Annotated in this window: 18 protein-coding genes; 10 read left to right on the forward strand and 8 right to left on the reverse strand. The window is 62.2% G+C overall.

Annotation, left to right across the window (positions count from 1 at the left end; translation table 11 throughout):
* Positions 1 to 8: 8 nt before the first annotated feature.
* From ACMFWR_RS03605 to ACMFWR_RS03620, 4 genes are all read left to right on the forward strand, one after another.
* On the forward strand, positions 9 to 989 hold the full coding sequence (locus ACMFWR_RS03605) for an ABC transporter substrate-binding protein (RefSeq protein ID WP_413193661.1): 981 nt from the start codon (positions 9 to 11) through the stop codon (positions 987 to 989).
* Between the two features lie 241 nt (positions 990 to 1230).
* Complete coding sequence (locus ACMFWR_RS03610; protein WP_413193662.1) at positions 1231 to 2205, forward strand: ABC transporter permease subunit; 975 nt, start codon at positions 1231 to 1233, stop codon at positions 2203 to 2205.
* Positions 2202 to 2975 carry an ATP-binding cassette domain-containing protein gene (locus tag ACMFWR_RS03615; RefSeq protein ID WP_413193663.1) on the forward strand — a complete coding sequence of 258 codons (774 nt, stop codon included), beginning with the start codon at positions 2202 to 2204 and terminating at the stop codon, positions 2973 to 2975. The genes ACMFWR_RS03610 and ACMFWR_RS03615 overlap by 4 nt, the downstream gene beginning before the upstream one ends.
* Entirely contained in the window at positions 2972 to 3973 is a 1002-nt protein-coding gene (locus tag ACMFWR_RS03620) for a hypothetical protein (RefSeq protein ID WP_413193664.1), read from the forward strand. Before ACMFWR_RS03615 ends, ACMFWR_RS03620 begins: the two co-directional genes overlap by 4 nt.
* Positions 3974 to 4059: 86 nt before the next feature.
* Here the strand turns inward: ACMFWR_RS03620 and ACMFWR_RS03625 are convergent, their stop codons facing one another.
* Positions 4060 to 4851: an EAL domain-containing protein gene (locus tag ACMFWR_RS03625; RefSeq protein WP_413193665.1), complete on the reverse strand. Its 792-nt coding sequence runs from the start codon at positions 4849 to 4851 to the stop codon at positions 4060 to 4062.
* 438 nt (positions 4852 to 5289) lie between these two features.
* Between ACMFWR_RS03625 and ACMFWR_RS03630 the strand changes: the two genes are divergently transcribed.
* Together ACMFWR_RS03630 and ACMFWR_RS03635 are read left to right on the forward strand one after the other, a co-directional pair.
* Complete coding sequence (locus ACMFWR_RS03630; RefSeq protein ID WP_413193666.1) at positions 5290 to 6240, forward strand: LysR family transcriptional regulator; 951 nt, start codon at positions 5290 to 5292, stop codon at positions 6238 to 6240.
* Positions 6241 to 6297: 57 nt separating this feature from the next.
* Positions 6298 to 7221, forward strand: a complete 924-nt coding sequence (locus tag ACMFWR_RS03635) for a LysR substrate-binding domain-containing protein (protein WP_413193667.1) — start codon at positions 6298 to 6300, stop codon at positions 7219 to 7221.
* Between the two features lie 107 nt (positions 7222 to 7328).
* Here the strand turns inward: ACMFWR_RS03635 and ACMFWR_RS03640 are convergent, their stop codons facing one another.
* Complete coding sequence (locus ACMFWR_RS03640) at positions 7329 to 8219, reverse strand: LysR family transcriptional regulator (RefSeq protein WP_413193668.1); 891 nt, start codon at positions 8217 to 8219, stop codon at positions 7329 to 7331.
* Positions 8220 to 8446: 227 nt separating this feature from the next.
* Here ACMFWR_RS03640 and ACMFWR_RS03645 point away from each other — a divergent pair, with 227 nt between their 5' ends.
* From ACMFWR_RS03645 to ACMFWR_RS03655, 3 genes are all read left to right on the forward strand, one after another.
* Complete coding sequence (locus ACMFWR_RS03645; protein WP_413193669.1) at positions 8447 to 9166, forward strand: pirin family protein; 720 nt, start codon at positions 8447 to 8449, stop codon at positions 9164 to 9166.
* A 230-nt stretch (positions 9167 to 9396) separates the two neighbouring features.
* Positions 9397 to 10512 (forward strand): AraC family transcriptional regulator, encoded by a 1116-nt coding sequence (locus ACMFWR_RS03650; protein WP_413193670.1) that lies wholly within the window; start codon positions 9397 to 9399, stop codon positions 10510 to 10512.
* Positions 10513 to 10545: 33 nt separating this feature from the next.
* The gene (locus tag ACMFWR_RS03655; protein WP_413193671.1) at positions 10546 to 11319 is read left to right on the forward strand and encodes an alpha/beta hydrolase family protein; all 774 of its coding nucleotides are present in this window, start codon (positions 10546 to 10548) and stop codon (positions 11317 to 11319) included.
* Positions 11320 to 11544: 225 nt separating this feature from the next.
* Here the strand turns inward: ACMFWR_RS03655 and ACMFWR_RS03660 are convergent, their stop codons facing one another.
* The 3 genes from ACMFWR_RS03660 to ACMFWR_RS03670 form a co-directional block, all read right to left on the reverse strand.
* Positions 11545 to 12123 (reverse strand): YceI family protein, encoded by a 579-nt coding sequence (locus ACMFWR_RS03660; RefSeq protein WP_413193672.1) that lies wholly within the window; start codon positions 12121 to 12123, stop codon positions 11545 to 11547.
* A gap of 31 nt (positions 12124 to 12154) precedes the next feature.
* A complete protein-coding gene (locus ACMFWR_RS03665; RefSeq protein ID WP_413194767.1) occupies positions 12155 to 12715 on the reverse strand; it encodes a YceI family protein in 561 nt (186 codons plus the stop codon).
* Positions 12716 to 12815: 100 nt separating this feature from the next.
* The gene (locus ACMFWR_RS03670; RefSeq protein WP_413194768.1) at positions 12816 to 13376 is read right to left on the reverse strand and encodes a cytochrome b; all 561 of its coding nucleotides are present in this window, start codon (positions 13374 to 13376) and stop codon (positions 12816 to 12818) included.
* A 103-nt stretch (positions 13377 to 13479) separates the two neighbouring features.
* On the opposite strand from ACMFWR_RS03670, the gene ACMFWR_RS03675 reads away from it, so the two are divergent.
* Positions 13480 to 14427, forward strand: a complete 948-nt coding sequence (locus tag ACMFWR_RS03675; protein WP_413193673.1) for a LysR family transcriptional regulator — start codon at positions 13480 to 13482, stop codon at positions 14425 to 14427.
* 111 nt (positions 14428 to 14538) lie between these two features.
* Here ACMFWR_RS03675 and ACMFWR_RS03680 read toward each other — a convergent pair whose 3' ends face one another.
* From ACMFWR_RS03680 to ACMFWR_RS03690, 3 genes are all read right to left on the reverse strand, one after another.
* A complete protein-coding gene (locus ACMFWR_RS03680; RefSeq protein ID WP_413193674.1) occupies positions 14539 to 15135 on the reverse strand; it encodes an NADPH-dependent FMN reductase in 597 nt (198 codons plus the stop codon).
* A gap of 65 nt (positions 15136 to 15200) precedes the next feature.
* Positions 15201 to 15749 (reverse strand): ankyrin repeat domain-containing protein, encoded by a 549-nt coding sequence (locus tag ACMFWR_RS03685; RefSeq protein ID WP_413193675.1) that lies wholly within the window; start codon positions 15747 to 15749, stop codon positions 15201 to 15203.
* Between the two features lie 452 nt (positions 15750 to 16201).
* Positions 16202 to 16672 carry a DUF2501 domain-containing protein gene (locus ACMFWR_RS03690; protein ID WP_413193676.1) on the reverse strand — a complete coding sequence of 157 codons (471 nt, stop codon included), beginning with the start codon at positions 16670 to 16672 and terminating at the stop codon, positions 16202 to 16204.
* Positions 16673 to 16813: the final 141 nt, after the last annotated feature.

A 16813-nucleotide genomic window follows, 5' to 3' on the forward strand; every position in this document is an offset into this window, starting at 1 on the left:
AAGACGCAATGAAGAAGTGCGTGGCACGTGGTCTTGCGGTCATTTCTGCAGTTCTTGCCTGCGGCTTTGCGCAACAGGCGCTTGCCGATGCGTCGCATCCCGTCGTGGCGTTGCTGCCCGGCGTGACCGATCCCTTTTACTTCACCATGCACCGCGGCGCCGAGAAGGCGGCGAAGGAAGACAACGTCGAGTTGTTGTTCCAGGTCCCGAAGGCGTGGAACACCACCGAGCAGGTGCCGATCCTCAAGGCCTTGATCGCCAAGCACCCTGACGTGCTGCTCGTCTCGCCGGTCGACAAGCAGCAGCTGATCGGACCGCTCAAGGAAGCGTATGACGCGGGGATCAAGGTGATCACCGTCGATACGTATATCGGCGACGGCAAGTACCAGACGGGCAAGGGCGACGCGGACTTCCCGCTGTCGTATATCGCGTCGGACAACCTCGAAGGCGGCCGCGTCGCGGCGCGTGCGCTCGCGAAGTCCATCGGCGACAAGGGCACGGTCTACTGCGAGAACAACAAGCCGGGCATCTCGAGCACTGACGCACGCGCCGAAGGCTTTCTGGACGAGATGAAAAAGCACCCCGGCATCAAGGTCCTTGAAACGCAGTACAACGAGGATGATGCCAACAAGGCCGCGTCGCATGTGGCGGCCGTGCTGGCGCGCAATCCGGACCTGTCGGGTATCTTTGCCGCGAATACGTTCTCGGGCAGCGGTGTCGCCCAGGGCGTGAAATCGGCGGGCAAGACCGGGCAGATCAAGGTCGTCGTATTCGACGCGGTGCCGGGCATCGATCGTGATCTCAAGGCGGGCGTCGTCGATATCGCCATCGCGCAGCGGCCCGACGATATCGGCTACTACGGCGTGAAGTTCGCCGTCGACGCGATCCATGGCAAGAAGATTCCGACGTTCAAGGGCACGGACTTCGTGATCCTCGACAAGAACAACGTCGATCAGCCGGAGATGCACGCGCATATCTATTCGAACTGAGCGAGCTTCGCGAACCCGGCGAACTTGGCGAAGTGACTGAGCTGAGTGAGCTGGGTGCTGCGAAGTCGCCGCGTCGAGGTGATCGTTCCGGCATGACCGAGTCGCGGGCATGGTCCCGTAGTCGTTGTTCCGTAGCCATCGTTCTGAAGTCATCGTTCTGGAGCGATCACCGATTTGCCGGTGTGGACGCCGCCTGATCGTCGTCCGCACCGGTCGCCCTGCACAGGATTTTTCCCCCGATATGGATGACTCGCGCGTTGCCCGGCTTGCCTGGATCAGCAAGTTCTGGCCCTGGCTGTTTCTGTTCGTGCTTCTGGTTTTCTTCGAGACCTATGCACAGGTCTCCGACCATCGTTCCTTTCTGTTCAATGCGTACAACCTGCAGTCGATCGGATTGGCCGCATCCGCGCCGTTGTTGCTCGCGATCGGCCAGACCTTCGTGATCGTGACCGCCGGCATCGATCTGTCGGTGGGTTTCGTAATGGGTCTCGCGGCGGTGTGCGTCGCGCAGTTCACGTTGTTCAGCGAAGACAATGCGTCGATCCTCCTGCTGTCGATTCCGCTTTCGATCGTCGTGTGCCTGCTTCCGGGGTTCGTCAATGGTTTCCTGATCGCAAGGCTCGGCGTGCCAGCCTTCATCGGCACGTTGGGCATGTATGGCGTCGCGCGCGGCGCGGGGTTCCTGGCAGCGGGCAGCGGCATGACGGTCTCCGTCAATAGCGCCGCGCTGGCGTGGATCGGCGCGGGCTGGAAGCCCGTGATCCTGACCGCAATCCTGCTCGTGGTCATGCACTTCATCCTGTCGAAAACGCGCTTCGGTCAATACACGTACGCGATCGGTGGTAACCCGCAATCGGCGGCGCGCGCCGGCATCAATGTGCGCCGGCACCTGATGGCGATCTACCTGATTTCCGCGGTGTTCGCGGCGATCGGCGGCATCGTCTATACCGCGCGCTTCGCAGCCGGTGTGGCCAACGCGGGCGAGCCGATGCTGCTCGACTCGATCGCGGCGGTCGTCATCGGTGGTGCCAGCTTGTTCGGTGGCACCGGCAACGTGATCGGCACACTGATCGGCGCGCTGATCATCGCCGTGATTCAGTTCGGGCTCGTGTTCATTGACGTCAACGCGTTCTGGCAATTCATTGTCGTCGGCATCGTGATCATCCTGTCGGTGCTGATCGACCAGTACAAGGAACGACTCGGAGGCGGCGCATGAGCAAGCCGATACTCGAAGTCCGCGGTATCTCGATCCGCTTCGGCGGTGTTGAAGCCCTCAAGCGCGTCTCGCTGAGCGTGGCGCCCGGCGAGGTGCTCGCGCTCGCGGGCGACAATGGCGCCGGGAAGTCGACGCTGATCAAGATCATCTCGGGCGTCTATCACGCGAGCGAGGGCGAGCTGCTGTTCGACGGCAGACCTCTGACGCTGCGCGATCCACAGGACGCGCGCGCCGAAGGGATCGAGACGATCTATCAGGACCTTGCGCTCGCTGACAACCTTGATGTCGGCAGCAATATCTTTCTGGGACGTGAACCGACGCGCAGGCAATTCGGTGTGCCGGTCATCGATCGCGAAGCGATGACGCGTGTCGCTCGTGAGGTGCTCGACCGGCTCGAGATCGTGATTCCCGATCATAAACTGCGAGGGCCGGTCAAAATGCTGTCGGGCGGACAGCGTCAGGCGATTGCGATCGGCCGTGCGATCTACTGGAACGCGAAGCTGCTGATCATGGACGAGCCGACCGCAGCGCTGGGTGTGCCCGAGCAGCGCAAAGTCATGGAACTCATCACGACGCTCAAGGCGCAAGGTGTGTCGGTGCTGCTGATCTCGCATAATCTGCACGATATCTTTGCCGTCGCCGACCGTATCGCGGTGCTGCGGCGTGGCGAGATGGCCGGCGAACGTCGGGTGAGCGAAACAAACGGCGACGAGATCGTTCACCTGATGGTCGGCGACACGTATGCCAACACAGGAGGCGCTTCGCATTGAGTCAGACCTGGCAACTCGAATGGGGCTTCGGCACGGCCGAAGTTCAGGCATTGGGCGGCATGCTCGCGCCCTTGACGTTTCGTCTCGCGGATGGACGCAGCCTTCAGGCGATGCAGATCGCCCCGTGGGCGGGTACCAAAGAGGCGGCCGGGCAACCCGGGATCATGCAGCGCCTGCGCGGCGATTGGCCTTGCGTGCCATTTGGCGGGCCTGCAGTGCCTGATGGCTTGCCCGCGGAGTGGCAGATCAAGGTGCCGGACGATACCTGGCAGCATGGTTATGGGGCGAATCACGAGTGGCAATGCATCGAGTCGCGCGGCGACCGATTGACGATCGCGATCGACTATCCGGAAGACCTGGCCATCGCGAGGCTCGAACGCCGTTTCGTGGCGGATCCGACAGGCGCACGGCTCGACGTCGAGCTCACGGTTCATGCGCGACGAACGGTGCGTGTGCCGATTGCACTTCACCCGACATTCCGCATACCGCGCGAGCCGGGTCGCGTGGTGCTCGAACCGGCACGACATGGCGCGATCCACACCTATCCCGTGCCGACCGAGCCCGGCGTTTCGCGTGTGCTCGCCAATGCCACGGCGGATTCGCTGTCGCGCCTGCCGGGCGTCGATGGTCACCCGGTCGATCTCAGCCGCGTGCCCTTGCCGTACACGACGGAAGAGCTGATCTTCGTCACCGATATTGGCGCGCAGGAGGGGACGCCGCAGTTCGCTCTGCATTACCTCGACGAGCAGGTGCACATCGGGCTCGGGTGGGACAGGACTGCAATGCCCGACGTCATGCTCTGGTTCAGCAACGGCGGCCGCCAGGCGGTGCCCTGGTCGGGTCGCCATTACGCGCTCGGCGTCGAACCGGTCAATGGACTCTTCGATCTCGGTCGAATCGCGAGCGTGCCCGATTCGCACCCGCTCGCAAGCCGAACCGGCGTGACATTCGAAAGCGGGCGGCCGTGGAGCATGCGATACCGGTTCTCCGCATGGTGAGGTGCGCGGGGGCGGCGCCGACTCACCACGCGTAGGTTGTCACGTCGGGTCACCGCACCCGAGTCGCCACATCTGAATCGCCGCATCTAAGTCACGAGTTCGATCCCGTTTGTCCGCGCGACGAACTCGTCGACCTCGCCCGCTTGCACGGGCGAGGAAATCAGCGGGCCCTGGACTTCGCCGTGGCTCAGCGCGCTGAGCCATTCGAGTTGCGATTCATGTTCGACGCCGTCGATGACGGCGCTTCGTTCCACACGTTTGCACAGCGCGGCGAACGACTCCACGACCTCGCGCGCAACCGGATCCTGCGGTGCCCCCGACAGACACGATCGATCGAGCTTGACCGTGCTGAACGGAAATCGACGAAACACATTCAGCGACGCGAAGCCCGTGCCGAAGTGGTCAAGTGCGAGGCGTACCCCGAGCTGTTGCAGCGGCAACAAGTCGGACTCGAGCGTCGGAAACACCGAATAGTCCGTGCGGTCGGTCAGGGCCACCTCGAGCGATGACGGTTCAATGTCGTACCACTTGAGTATGTGTTCGACTTGCGATGCAAACCCTTCGCGGACGATTTCGGCACCGGGCATGCCGATGCTGACGAAGAGTTTGCCGAGCCCGCGACTGCGCCATTCCGCAACGCGCAGCACGGATTCCGTCAGCAGAAACCGCGCGAGCTGTGCGGACAGTGTCGATGACTCGAGATCCTCGATGAATTGCGAGGGGGCCAGCAGGCCGATCCTGGGGTGCTGCCAATACAGTACCGCCTCGAAACCGACGACGGTCTTGCCTGGAAGGCTGACGCGCGGCTGAAACATCAGGCAGAACTGATTGTTGCGGAAGCCATGGCGGGCTTCGGCAAGAAGCGAATAGCGAAGCATGGCGCGATTCCTGGGCAAGGTGCGTGTCGCCGTCATGGCGATCGGGTGGATGTCGCTGATCACGGGCGTTCAGCGGCGCCGGCAGTGCGAACGGAGGCTCGAACTACGACACGAGTGTAGTGACCACCGGACGACCTGAACGACGAGAAATATTCAACGCGACAACCCCGGGTCAGCGATTTGAATTGAGGAGTTTTCTTGTTTGAAAGGAGGGCGACTAAGTCTGCGGGAAAATAGAAATATATTGAACACTAATTCTTTAGTGGCAAACGTTTCGCCGAAAAGAAATGATCTGCGAAAATATTTCTTTTAACAGCAGAGAGTCCCATTTATTTTCTTCTTTCCGTCGCCTATATTTCCTATGAAATGGCGGTGGACAAAGGCCGGACAAAGTCCATGACATTCAACCGGTGAGTCAAAAGTAGAGGCTGGACGACGATGCGACCCAATCAATTGCGGGCGCTGATTGCGGCTGTCGATCACGGCAGTATTCGCGCCGCGGCGCGCAGTATGTTTTTGTCGCAAGCGGCGTTGACGAAGGCGCTCAGAGAGCTCGAGGATGAAGTCGAAGTCGCGTTGATCAATCGCACCACTTACGGTATCCAGCCGACCGAGGCGGGTCGCGCGCTCTATACGCACGCGAGCGCGATGGACGCCGAGATGCGCGCGGCGCACGACGCGGTCGAACGGCTCAAGGGCAGCTGCGCCGGGACGCTACGTGCCGCACTGTCGCCGTTTACCGCTGTTGTGCTCTTGCCGACTGCATTCGAGGCATTTCGCAGGCGTATGCCCGATGTCGATCTGCAACTGGTCGAGGGCAGTCTCGCCTTGTCACTCCCGCGGCTGCGTGAAGGCTCGCTCGACGTTGTCGTAGCCGGTGCAACCGAACCCGAGTCATGGCCGGATCTCCATCACCGCGAACTCTGCACCGACGAGATGGTGCCGGTGTGCCGGCACGGTCATCCGCTCGAACAGGCACGTACGGTCGATGAATTGCTGTGCGTCGACTGGCTCTGGTTTTCTGCGCAGACCGATTCGCTGGAATTCGAAAGGAAAGTGTTTTTGAACAATGGCGTGCCAGCGAAAAAGCATGCGGTGCGTTGTTCGAGCCTGACGCTCGTATTTCCGCTGTTGCTCCGCACGTCGGCGATCGCGTTTCTGCCGAGTCGCATGTTGGCGTCGGCGGTCGTCGCATCAATGGTCAGGCGTATGGACGTTCCCTTCGTCATGCCGACCTTTTCGTTGCGGCTTTTCACGCGGCGGCACGCACAAGTCACTCCGCCTGCACGACTGCTGATCGACTGTCTGGTCGATGCCGCCCGGCGCGAAATGGGTGGGTCGATTGAGATCGCGGCACGCAAAAACTCATCGCGAAAGACGACGCATTGACGCGACGCCTGGCGCCTTGCGTTTGTACATTGCCTAGCGAGTCCAGCGAGCACAGCGATGCGACCTCATCAGCTTCGCGCGTTGACCGCCATCGCCGAGCACGGCGGCATCCGTTTGGCTGCACGTAGCGTTGGCTTGTCGCAAGCGGCCCTGACCAAAGCGATCAGGGAACTCGAAGACGAGATCGGCATGGCGGTCGTTGTGCATACGAGTGACGGCATGCGACTCACGCAAGCCGGTGAAGTACTGTATGCCCACGGCCAGGCCGCAACGGCCGAAATGCGGGCCGCGCTCGAAGATATCGAGCGCGTCAAGGGCGGCGCGGGCGGTGCAGTCACGGTCGGAATTTCGCCAGTCTCGTCGATTGCGTTGCTGGGGGCTGCGTATCGCGCGTTTCGATCGCGCCTGCCCGATGTGCAGGTCGATCTGGTCGAAGCGCATCCGTGGCATTCGATGCCGCGACTCCGAGACGGGTCCATTGACTTCGTCGTGGTGGGCATATCAGGCGACCGCGCGCGCGAGGAGTTTGCCACGATCGATCTGTTTACCGATGAGCTGATGCTCGGTTGCCGGCGCACGCATCCGTTCGCTTACGCCCAGTCGATTGCTCAACTGCGCGACGCGGAGTGGATCCTGCACGCAACCAGCGTTGAATTCAGAGACGCCCTGAACGCGATGCTCGCGCGGCAAGGGATCGCGGAACCGCGATGGTCGACGCGCTGTGCAAACTTCGCACACATCATGACGCTGGTGACGGAGTGCGACGCGATCGTGGCGATGCCGTCACATGTCTGGCGCGCTCCCTGGGTGGCGGGGACCGTGGCGCGTATCCATGTGGCGGAGCAACTGCCGGCCGTGGAGGTATCGATCTACACCCGTCGCGCAGGTTCGTTGTCTCCGGCAGCGCATGTATTGATCGAATGTTTCCGTGATGCTGCAACGGCGTATCGGGCGTCACTCACCGGCGAAGCGCGCACATAGTGTGAGCCTTTCGTCTTTCGCCTTGCGCATCGCTTACGCATGACGGGGGAGCGGATCGGGTACCTGGACCCGCCCAGTCCCGCAATCCGCGGGCTGTTCGATTCGCGTCATACGCCGTCTTCCGGCGCGAATCGTTCGACCAGAAAATCGACAAACGCTCTGACGGCGGGCGACGATTGGCGATGTTGCGGGTAGACGGCGAACACGCCGCCCTTGGGTGGTTCGAACGCTTCGAGCACCTTGATCAGCTTGCCGCTGGTGAGCGCGCCCTGAACGATGAACGTCGGCAACATCGTGACCCCTAGCCCGGCGATTGCGGCATCTCGCGCGATTTCTCCATTGTTGACGCGAAGGCGCCCGCTCACCGGCACCGAACGCGCACGACCGTGAAGTGAGAAGGGCCACTCAACGCTTTTGCCGTGACCGTAGAGCAGGCACTGATGGTCTGCGAGATCGGAGGGGGTTTCCGGCGCACCGCGCTGAGCGAGGTAGGTCGGGCTCGCGCACGCCACCATTTCAAACGGCGCGATGCGTCGCGCGATCAGCGATGAATCGGTGAGCACGCCGATCCGTACACCCATGTCGTAACCCTCGCCGATCAGGTCGACCGTGCGGTCATTCAGATCGATCTCGAGTCCGACCTCGTCGTATCGATGCAGGAACTCAGGCATGACGGGGCCGAGATGCATGGTGCCGAACGACATCGGCGCAGTGACGCGGAGTGCGCCGCGCGGCTTGGCGTTCTGACTCGCGACGATGCGCTCGGCGTCCTCGACGTCGGCGAGGATTCGCACGACGCGATCGTAATAGTCGCGGCCGACGGGCGTGACCGACAACTGCCGCGTCGTGCGCACGAGCAGCCGGGCGCCGAGCTGCTCTTCGAGCGCCATCACGCGTTTGCTCACGAATTGTTTGGACAGGCCGAGCCGGGTCGCGGCCCCCGTGAAGCTCGCGGCGTCGACCGCCGCGACAAAGATTCGCATGTCTTCGAGCTGCATCGTGTGCGTCTGGTAGGGGATGAGTATTGTCGCCTTGAGGTTGACAGTTTTTCAGATTCCAGGTGATTTATCAATGATTCAGGTGACACTACACTGCGTCTCATGGTTCCGCTTCGTTGAGCGACGCTGGCGACGGGGGGAAACAGCAGCAAACAGGGAGCCCATGTGCGACGGGTGTCACCGGCGCGCAGGGATCATCGTTCAAAGTGTTCATTCGGGAGATTCACATGCTTGAAGTTCGCAAAGCAGGCGACCGTGGCGTTGCCGAGCACGGCTGGCTCAGTTCGCGTCATACCTTTTCGTTTGCCAACTACTACGATCCGAAGCAGCAAGGTTTTTCGGACCTGCTTGTGATCAACGACGACCGTGTCGCGCCGAGCGCAGGCTTCGGCAAGCACCCGCACCGCGATATGGAGATCTTCTCGTACGTGCTGGAAGGCGCGCTCGAGCACAAGGACACGATGGGTACGGGCTCGGTGATTCGCCCGGGCGACGTGCAGATGATGAGTGCGGGCAGCGGCGTCGCCCATAGCGAGTTCAATCACTCGCAGGCGGAGTCCGTGCACTTCCTGCAGATCTGGTTGATGCCGTCGAAGAAGGGTGTCGAGCCACGCTATCAGCAACAGCATTTCGCCGAAGTCGACAAGCGGGGCCGTTTCGTCAACATCATCTCGCCGCAGGGCGAGAACGGTTCGCTCGCGGTGCACCAGGACACACGCGTCTACGCCGGGCTGCTCGACGGTGACGAGTCGGCGAAGGTGTCGGTGCCGGAAGGTCGTTACGCCTACGTGCATGTGGCGCGCGGCGGTGTGACGCTCAACGGCACGGTGCTCAGTGAGGGCGATGGCGTGCGGGTGCGCAACGAGCGCGAACTTGCGTTCAGTGACGGCAAGGACGCCGAGGTGCTCGTCTTCGACCTGCGCCCGAACGAGCAGCCGGCCTGGTAGGCACGCGCGGCTGCAGGCACGAGTGATACGCCCCGCAGGCATTGAATGCCTGCGGGGCGTTTGTCGTACAGGCGCAGCATCGAGTTCGCAACCGTCCGGGCGGCGTGACTCACCGACCGCCGCGCAGCACAAGGGTAGTCACCAGTGCAGTCCCCTGGGCTAACCGATGACCGGCACATTGCCCGAATGCAACCGATATCGCCCTGCGAGCGCATGAGCGTTCCGCTACCATGCAGCGATTCGTTCATGCTGATTCGTCTCATATGGACCTGCTTAGCCGCCTGTTGAGCCTCATGCCCGTCGCCGGCCGCATCGATGTGCGGTGTCATTTCGGCGCGCCCTGGGCTGTCGCCCATGATCAAGCCGGCGTGCGCGAGATTCCGTATCACGTGCTGCTCAGCGGCGAGGCCGTGCTCGAAGACGGCAACGGCCCTCCGCTCACGATACGCGCCGGCGACATCGTGCTCTTCCCGCGAGGCGCAGCGCATAAGTTGCATGATGGCAGCGGCAAGAAGCCTCGCCCGATCCAGATGCGCGAAACGCCGACGCTCAAGATCAAGGAAAACAAGGGCACGGGGCCCGCGATGGATTTGCTGTGCGGCACGTTCGTCGTCGCAAGCGTGCAGGACCGACTGTTGCGCGATCATTTGCCGGATCGCCTGGTTGTGCGCGTCGGCACGCTACAGGCGCTGGCGCGCGCAGGCGCAACGAACCGCCTGGCGGACGACGCAGCCGAAGGCACTGCCGGTGACGTCACCGTTGACGTCACCGACGAGGCGGCGGGCATCATCACAGTCGCTGACGCTGCGGCGACACCGCTCGCTCGTTTGGTCGACCTGATGCGCGACGAAGCTGTCGAGGAGCGGTCGGGTGCTCGCGCTTTGCTCGACTATCTATCCGGCGCGTTGTTTGCGATGACGCTGCGTTTCGCGAGCGAATCCGATGCGCCTCCCCAAGGCCTGCTCGCGCTTGCGCGGCACGCGCGGTTGCAACCGGCGCTCGCGGCCATGTTCGACAGGCCACAGGAGCCGTGGACGCTTCCATCGCTGGCTGCGCTGTGCAATATGTCGCGTGCGACGTTCGTGCGTCATTTCGAAGAGTCCGTCGGCCGGTCCGCAAGCGACTTGCTGACCGAGGTGCGCATGACGCTCGCGGCGCGGCAACTGGTGCAGACCGATTTATCGACGGCGGCGATCGGTGAAGCCGTCGGCTATCGCTCCGAAGCCGCGTTTCAGCGTGCGTTCAAGCAGCAGATGGGCATGACGCCTTCGAAATGGCGGGGCGCGGCGGCGGAACGTACGGCGGGTGAGTCGGGCGATGCAGAGGATGCGGACATCGCCGCGTAGCGATCTTTCTCAATCAAAGCGAGTGTTTTGACGATGTCGACCGAGCGATTCCAGTTTCCCGGCGCCGACGGACAGCTCCTGTCCGGACGGCTTGACGTGCCTGCAGGAACCCCGCGCGCGTATGCGCTGTTTGCCCATTGCTTTACTTGCGGCAAGGATATTTTCGCAGCCACGCGGATCGCCCGGGCGCTCAATGAGCACGGCATCGCGGTATTGCGTTTCGACTTCACCGGCCTCGGTGCGAGTGAAGGCGAATTCGAGAACACGAACTTCTCGTCGAACCTCGCCGATCTCGAAGCCGCCGCGCAGTATCTGCGCGAAACCGGCCGTGCCCCGGAACTCCTGATCGGCCACAGTCTGGGCGGCGCGGCGGTGCTGGGCGTGGCCGGGCGGCTGCCCGAGGTGAAGGCGGTTGCCACCGTCGCGGCGCCCAGTGATCCTCACCACGTGACGGGGCTCTTTCGCGAACATATCGATACGATCGAAGCCGAGGGCGTCGCCGATGTGCAGCTCGCCGGACGGCCATTCCGGATCCGCAAGCAGTTTCTGATCGATGCCGCCGAGCAGAATTTGTCTGCGCAGATTGCGAACCTGAAGCGGCCGCTTCTCGTGCTCCATTCTCCGATCGATGCGACGGTCGGCATCGTCAACGCGACGCAGATATTCACCGCGGCAAAGCACCCGAAGAGCTTTATCTCGCTCGACGGCGCGGACCATCTGCTTTCGCGCCAGTCCGATGCGATCTATGCCGCCGACCTTATCGCGGTGTGGAGTGCGCGTTATATCGGCGAAGCAGCGCAGCAATAGACGACGCTTCACTAACGATCGCCGCGAAGAAAGCCCGACGATTCAATTCGCCGCACAGGAAGACGCTGCGAAGGATGCCAGGCAAAAAGAGCTGGCAATCCACAGCACCCGGTAACAAAAAACGCCGCGGTACTCCGTCAATTCACGGTGTACCGCGGCGTTCGTCATGCCTGATGAGCGTCGCCCGCGTCTGGCCGGCACGCGCGCCTCGCTCATTCCGGGCACTTAGTCGGCCTTGATGCCTTCAACCTGGATCTGCAGCTTGGTCAGCGTCTTGAAGCCGTACTTGACGCCCCAATCCACACCGTAGTCCGCACGGTCGAATTCGGCGCTCGCGTCGGCGCCGCAGTCTTCACGCTTGAGCATCGGGTTCTGGAAGCACTTGAACGAGTTGATCTTCAGGTTCAGCGGTTTCGTCACGCCATGGAACGTGAACGTGCCGTCGACTTCCACGGGCGTGTCGCCGTCGAACTTGATCGACGTGCCCTTGTACGTCGCCGTCGGGAACTGTTCGGCATTGAGGAATTCGGCCGACTTCACATGCTTGTCGAGCGGTGCATTGCCGGTGTCGATCGACGCCACGTCGACCGTCACTTCGACCGTGCCGGTCTTCGCTTCGCGATCGAGCGTGACAACGCCGCTGCTCTTCGTGAACTTGCCGCGCCACACCGACACGCCACCGAAGTGATCGGCTTCGAAGCTCGGGTACGTGTGGTTCGGGTCGAGGTTATACGTCGCGGGTGCGGCGATAGCCGAGCCGGCGAGCAGTGCGAGTGCGCTGAGCGCGATCAGTTGCTTTTTCAATTTGAACTCCTTCTCGTAGCGTCGTGCGGCCTTACTGGCCATTGGAAACAATGTGGAACTTCAGCTGGACATCGTCAGCGACGAGCGACGTGTCACTCCATTCGCCCTGACCGATTCCATATTGCAGGCGCTTGATCGGCAGCACGCCGTCGAACACCTGGGCCGCGCCGTCCTTGTGATACTGGACCGGCACCGTGACCGTATTGCTCTTGCCGCGGATCGTCAGCGTGCCCGTCACCGAATAGGCGCCGTTGGCGCCGGCCTTGATGGCGTTCGATACGAACGTCGCGTGCGGGAAGTCCTTTGCGTCAAACCAGTCCTTGCCCGCGACCTGGTCGTTGTACTCGGCGCTACCGAGGTCGAAGCTCGCAACGTCGACGTCGAGCTGGGCCTTCGAGGAGCCGAGGTTCGCCGGGTCGAACTGGATGGTGGCGTTGATCTTCTTGAAGCTGCCGTCGACCGGAACGTTCATCTGTTTGAACGTGGCCGTCAGGGTGCTCTTGGCGGTATCGATACCGGCGTGCGCCGCGGTGGCGAACGCCACGCCTGTGACGAATGCGCTCAGCGTCAGCGTGCGCAACGAGTTCTTCAAAAACATGGTGTGCCTCGAAAAGTGGAATGACACGCGGTAAGTGACCGCCGCCAAGATAGCGCGAGCCGGCAAGCCGTGCATGAAACCAGGGTGAAAGTGCTCATCGGCCAAAAGGCAGCATTCGCGACAGCACCGGCACGCGGTCGATCAGGTGATGTTTGATGACGGCCAGCACATGCCCCGCGACCGCCGCCAGCAATGCGTAGTTCAGCGCGATGTGAATCAGCTTGAGCACGCCGGCCGTTGCGTGGTCGGGTGCGATGACCATCGGCAGCGGCAGCACGCCAAGATAGACGACCGGCACGCCCGCCGCGCAGGTGTAAAAGTAGCCGCTCACGGGAATGGCCAGCATCAGGATGTAGAGCGCGATATGGCCCGCGTGCGCCGCGAGCTTCTCCCAGCCATGCATCCCTTCGGGCAACGCCGGCGGCCGGTTCAGCGCGCGCCAGACGAGCCGCAGTACGGCAAGCCCGAGCACGGTGACGCCGATCCATTTGTGCCAGGAGAAGTAGCGCAGCTTCGTCGGCGTGAAGCCCGGGATGTCCGTCATGATCCAGCCGAGCGCAAAGCCCCAGACGATCAGTGCGGCAATGATCCAGTGAAACGCCATCGCGATGGACGTGTACTTCTGCGCACGGCTCGTGCTCGGGTACGGCTGCATCGTCAGGGTTTCCACCAAGGTCGGAAGCTCTGCACTCTACGCGCGACCCCGGATACAAACAATGACTTAGAATCGATCATTACTATCGATTTTCTCGATAACCATGACCGATCGATCACCCACGCTGGATCAACTCCGGACCTTCCTTGCCGTCGCCGAGACCGGCAGCTTTTCGGCTGCGGCCGATGTGCTCGACAAGGCGCAATCCGTCATCAGCTACACGATCTCGAATCTTGAAGGGCAGTTGGGGTGCGCGTTATTCGAGCGTGCCAGGCGCAAGCCCGTCCTGACCGAAGCGGGTCGTGCGCTGCTCACCGATGCCCGCCGCATCGACCTGATGATGCGCGCGATGACGGCGCGGGCGGCGGGCATGACCGAAGGGCTTGAAGGGGAAGTGTCGCTTGCCGTCGACGTCATGTATCCGTCCGCGAAGCTCGTGGCGGTGCTGCAGGCGTTTGCCAAGCAGTTTCCGACCGTCGCGCTCAAGTTGCAGATGGAGGCGCTGGGCGGTGTGCTCCGGCTCGTGCTCGACGGCGAGAGCGAGCTCGGCATTTCCGGTCCGCGCGAAAGCTGGCCCGACCCGATCGAGGCGGTAGCCGCAGGCACGACCCGGCTCGAAGCGGTGGCCGCGCCGTGTCATCCGCTTGCCAAGCACCAGGGGGCCCTGACCGTCGCTGCGTTGCGCGAACATACGCAGCTCGTACTGTCGGACCGAAGCAAGATGACCGAGGGACGCAACTTCGGCGTGTACGGTGCGCAGACCTGGCGGCTTGGCGATCTCGATGCCAAGCATCGTTTGCTGCTTGCGGGGCTCGGCTGGGGTTCCATGCCCGAACATATCGTTGCCAAGGACATTGCAGAGGGCACGCTCGTCAAGCTTTCGCAGCGAGACAGGAGCTATGCGGTCTACCCGTTTTCATTGATACACCGCGTCGATGCGCGGTCCGGCCCGGCGACGCAATGGCTCGTTGAACGCTTCGCGGCGATGGCATCGGATACGGCGCCCGTCGACAGCGACACTTTTGTGCGTAGCCTGCGAAAGGCCGGGTAGCGGCACGCGTCGATCAGCGGGTTTCGATCACCAGGCGTCGATCACCAGGCGTCGATCATCAGGCGTCGACGAGGGCCGCTCGATCAGCAAGCTTCGGGCAAGAAGTTTTTGTCAGTAGGGCGGAGGCTCGGCCGCTCGGGCGTGTTTAAGCGCTCGTGCATGCCAGAACAATTCGGCGAGGAATCGCTGCAGAGATTGCTCGAGTCTTTCCTCGGTCGGCTTTCCCTGCTCGTCGAGCGCCACGGCGATTCTCGGGATCGGCATCAGGCTCGGGATGCTCGACATGCCGAGTTCAGCCAGCATCATGCGCAGCTGCATCGCGGCGCGCACACCACCATAGGGTCCCGCCGAATAGCTGACGATCGCGGACGGTCGCCAGAAATATTCTTCGAGAAAGTGATCGAGCAGGTTGGATAACGCGGGCGGAATGCTGTGGTTGTATTCGCCGCTGACGATCACGAACGCGTCAGCGCGGCGATACAGCGTCGCGAGCGCATCGAGCGGTGGCGGCGCCTCACCTTTCGCGTATTCCTTGTACATCCGGTCGAGCAATGGAAGCTTGAGTTCCATGGGATCGATCAGCACGGCCTCGTGCCCGTGAATCTTGAGTGCATTCACGACAAAACGTGCGGCGCGAATACCCTGGCGATCGCGACGAACCGATCCGAGCAGGACCGGAATGATGAGGCGAGCGTGCTGTTCGGTCATGGGGCGATCCTCGAAACAACGCTTAACGCGGACTGCGTCGGTGCAGAGCGCGACCTGCCTGGGCGCTATTGGCGTTGCAGACGCTCGATTTGCGCCGGCGTGTCGGGTGCGCCCATGCGTGCCGCTGACGCGGCTGCGTCATGGCCGCCTGAATCTCGCGCGCTGACATTGGCGCCGTGTGCGACCAGATAGTCAACGATCTCCGTGCGGTTGAACATCGCGGCCATCATCAGCGCCGTTCTTCCATCGGGCGATGCGCCTTCGATATCCGCGCCGTGTGTGAGCAGCAATTCGATCATCGGCAGATTGCCCTTGAACGCGGCCCCTGCGATCGGCGTCTGCCCCATATTGTTGCGAAGGTCCGGGTCCGCATCGTGTTCAAGCAGAACACGCACAGCGTCGACGTGGCCGTGATAGCTCGCAAGCATCACCAAACTGTCACCTTTCTCGTTACGCAGATTGGGCGGCAAACCTTGCGCGAGCAAAGCACCCAATGTCTTTGCATCGCCGGCGCGCGCGAGGTCGAACACCTTCGTCGCGAACTCAATCGTTTCATCGTCGAGTTCAGGGCGCTGCGGTTGCTGCTGCGTATCGTTACGGGCATGGTCTTGCATCTGGAACTCCTCGTTTCGCGTTTGCAAAACGTTCTCTGAATTCGACACGCGCGCTTCACGCATCAGCCGCGACATGTCGGTATCGTGATGGACAGCTGTCCCGCGATGTGCCTCCGGGACAGATGATCGGGCACGGATCGCCAGCCATGATAGATCGGTCGATCCGACACCGCAGTGGGACATTGCCGCGATTTCCGTGCCCGCGTGCGACTTGCAGAACGACTCCGCGATGGATATCCGCTGTGACAGCGGCGTCACGCAAATTTTGCATGCCGTCGAGCGGATGTCCATTTGCATCTGCAAATCGGACCGATAGGCACCCATGCACGCGTTGTGACGACTGCGTGAGATACGTCACGACGGGTGCACCATCGCGGGTCACGACATCGGGCCTCGCGACATCGGCTTCACGGCATCGGGTGTCACGGCATCAGGCTTCACGGCATCAGGCTTCACAGCATCGATTTCGCCTGGCTGAGGATCTTGTCGCACACCTGTTTGGTCGCTTCGGCCTTGAGGCCCCCGCCGCTCAGGTCGAGTTGCTTGCCGCCGTTGCTGTCGAGCAAGCCCTTCGCGCCGTCGGTATAGCCCGAGTCGGAGGTCGGCGATCCCTGAGTCTGACCCGATAGCTTGCTCATGAGCTGATCCTTGACGGACGACGCACCGCTTCCCGAGCCCAGGTAATTGTTCTTGATGCAGAACTCGACGACCCCCGTCACGTTGCCGAGGCTGCCGGAACTCACACTACTCATGCCCCCCAGGCTACCGAGGCTGCCCAGTCCTCCGGCGCTCGAGTCGTTGCCGCCCGACCCGCCGATTTGCGACTTCAGCATGTCGCCGATCTGCGCTTGCGCGATGACCATGGGTGAAAGCAGGGCGATGAAGGTGCATACACGTGCGGCACGCTTGAAATGAAGGCTCATGTCGACACTCCGCGGTTCGGGTTGAACGAGTCTTCACTATAGGACGTTGTGGCGGACTTCGTGTGACGCGTGTGAGTCGCATGCACGAAGCCGGTCGTCCACGACGTACATCCGATTCGTTCGTGATCCAAGCGCGTCGTG

Origin of the sequence: Pararobbsia alpina (genome assembly GCF_965118125.1) — a bacterium.
Classification (GTDB): Bacteria; Pseudomonadota; Gammaproteobacteria; order Burkholderiales; family Burkholderiaceae; genus Pararobbsia; species Pararobbsia alpina_A.

Excerpts from the sequence above, each read along its gene's own strand:
- ACMFWR_RS03650 (WP_413193670.1), top strand. The coding sequence starts at position 9,397 with ATGCAGCGATTCGTTCATGCTGATTCGTCTCATATGGACCTGCTTAGC.
- ACMFWR_RS03630 (WP_413193666.1), top strand. The coding sequence starts at position 5,290 with ATGCGACCCAATCAATTGCGGGCGCTGATTGCGGCTGTCGATCACGGC.
- ACMFWR_RS03605 (WP_413193661.1), top strand. The coding sequence starts at position 9 with ATGAAGAAGTGCGTGGCACGTGGTCTTGCGGTCATTTCTGCAGTTCTT.
- ACMFWR_RS03610 (WP_413193662.1), top strand. The coding sequence starts at position 1,231 with ATGGATGACTCGCGCGTTGCCCGGCTTGCCTGGATCAGCAAGTTCTGG.
- ACMFWR_RS03635 (WP_413193667.1), top strand. The coding sequence starts at position 6,298 with ATGCGACCTCATCAGCTTCGCGCGTTGACCGCCATCGCCGAGCACGGC.
- ACMFWR_RS03675 (WP_413193673.1), top strand. The coding sequence starts at position 13,480 with ATGACCGATCGATCACCCACGCTGGATCAACTCCGGACCTTCCTTGCC.
- ACMFWR_RS03625 (WP_413193665.1), bottom strand. The coding sequence starts at position 4,851 with ATGCTTCGCTATTCGCTTCTTGCCGAAGCCCGCCATGGCTTCCGCAAC.
- ACMFWR_RS03640 (WP_413193668.1), bottom strand. The coding sequence starts at position 8,219 with ATGCAGCTCGAAGACATGCGAATCTTTGTCGCGGCGGTCGACGCCGCG.
- ACMFWR_RS03680 (WP_413193674.1), bottom strand. The coding sequence starts at position 15,135 with ATGACCGAACAGCACGCTCGCCTCATCATTCCGGTCCTGCTCGGATCG.
- ACMFWR_RS03670 (WP_413194768.1), bottom strand. The coding sequence starts at position 13,376 with ATGCAGCCGTACCCGAGCACGAGCCGTGCGCAGAAGTACACGTCCATC.
- ACMFWR_RS03645 (WP_413193669.1), top strand. The coding sequence starts at position 8,447 with ATGCTTGAAGTTCGCAAAGCAGGCGACCGTGGCGTTGCCGAGCACGGC.
- ACMFWR_RS03615 (WP_413193663.1), top strand. The coding sequence starts at position 2,202 with ATGAGCAAGCCGATACTCGAAGTCCGCGGTATCTCGATCCGCTTCGGC.
- ACMFWR_RS03655 (WP_413193671.1), top strand. The coding sequence starts at position 10,546 with ATGTCGACCGAGCGATTCCAGTTTCCCGGCGCCGACGGACAGCTCCTG.
- ACMFWR_RS03690 (WP_413193676.1), bottom strand. The coding sequence starts at position 16,672 with ATGAGCCTTCATTTCAAGCGTGCCGCACGTGTATGCACCTTCATCGCC.
- ACMFWR_RS03685 (WP_413193675.1), bottom strand. The coding sequence starts at position 15,749 with ATGCAAGACCATGCCCGTAACGATACGCAGCAGCAACCGCAGCGCCCT.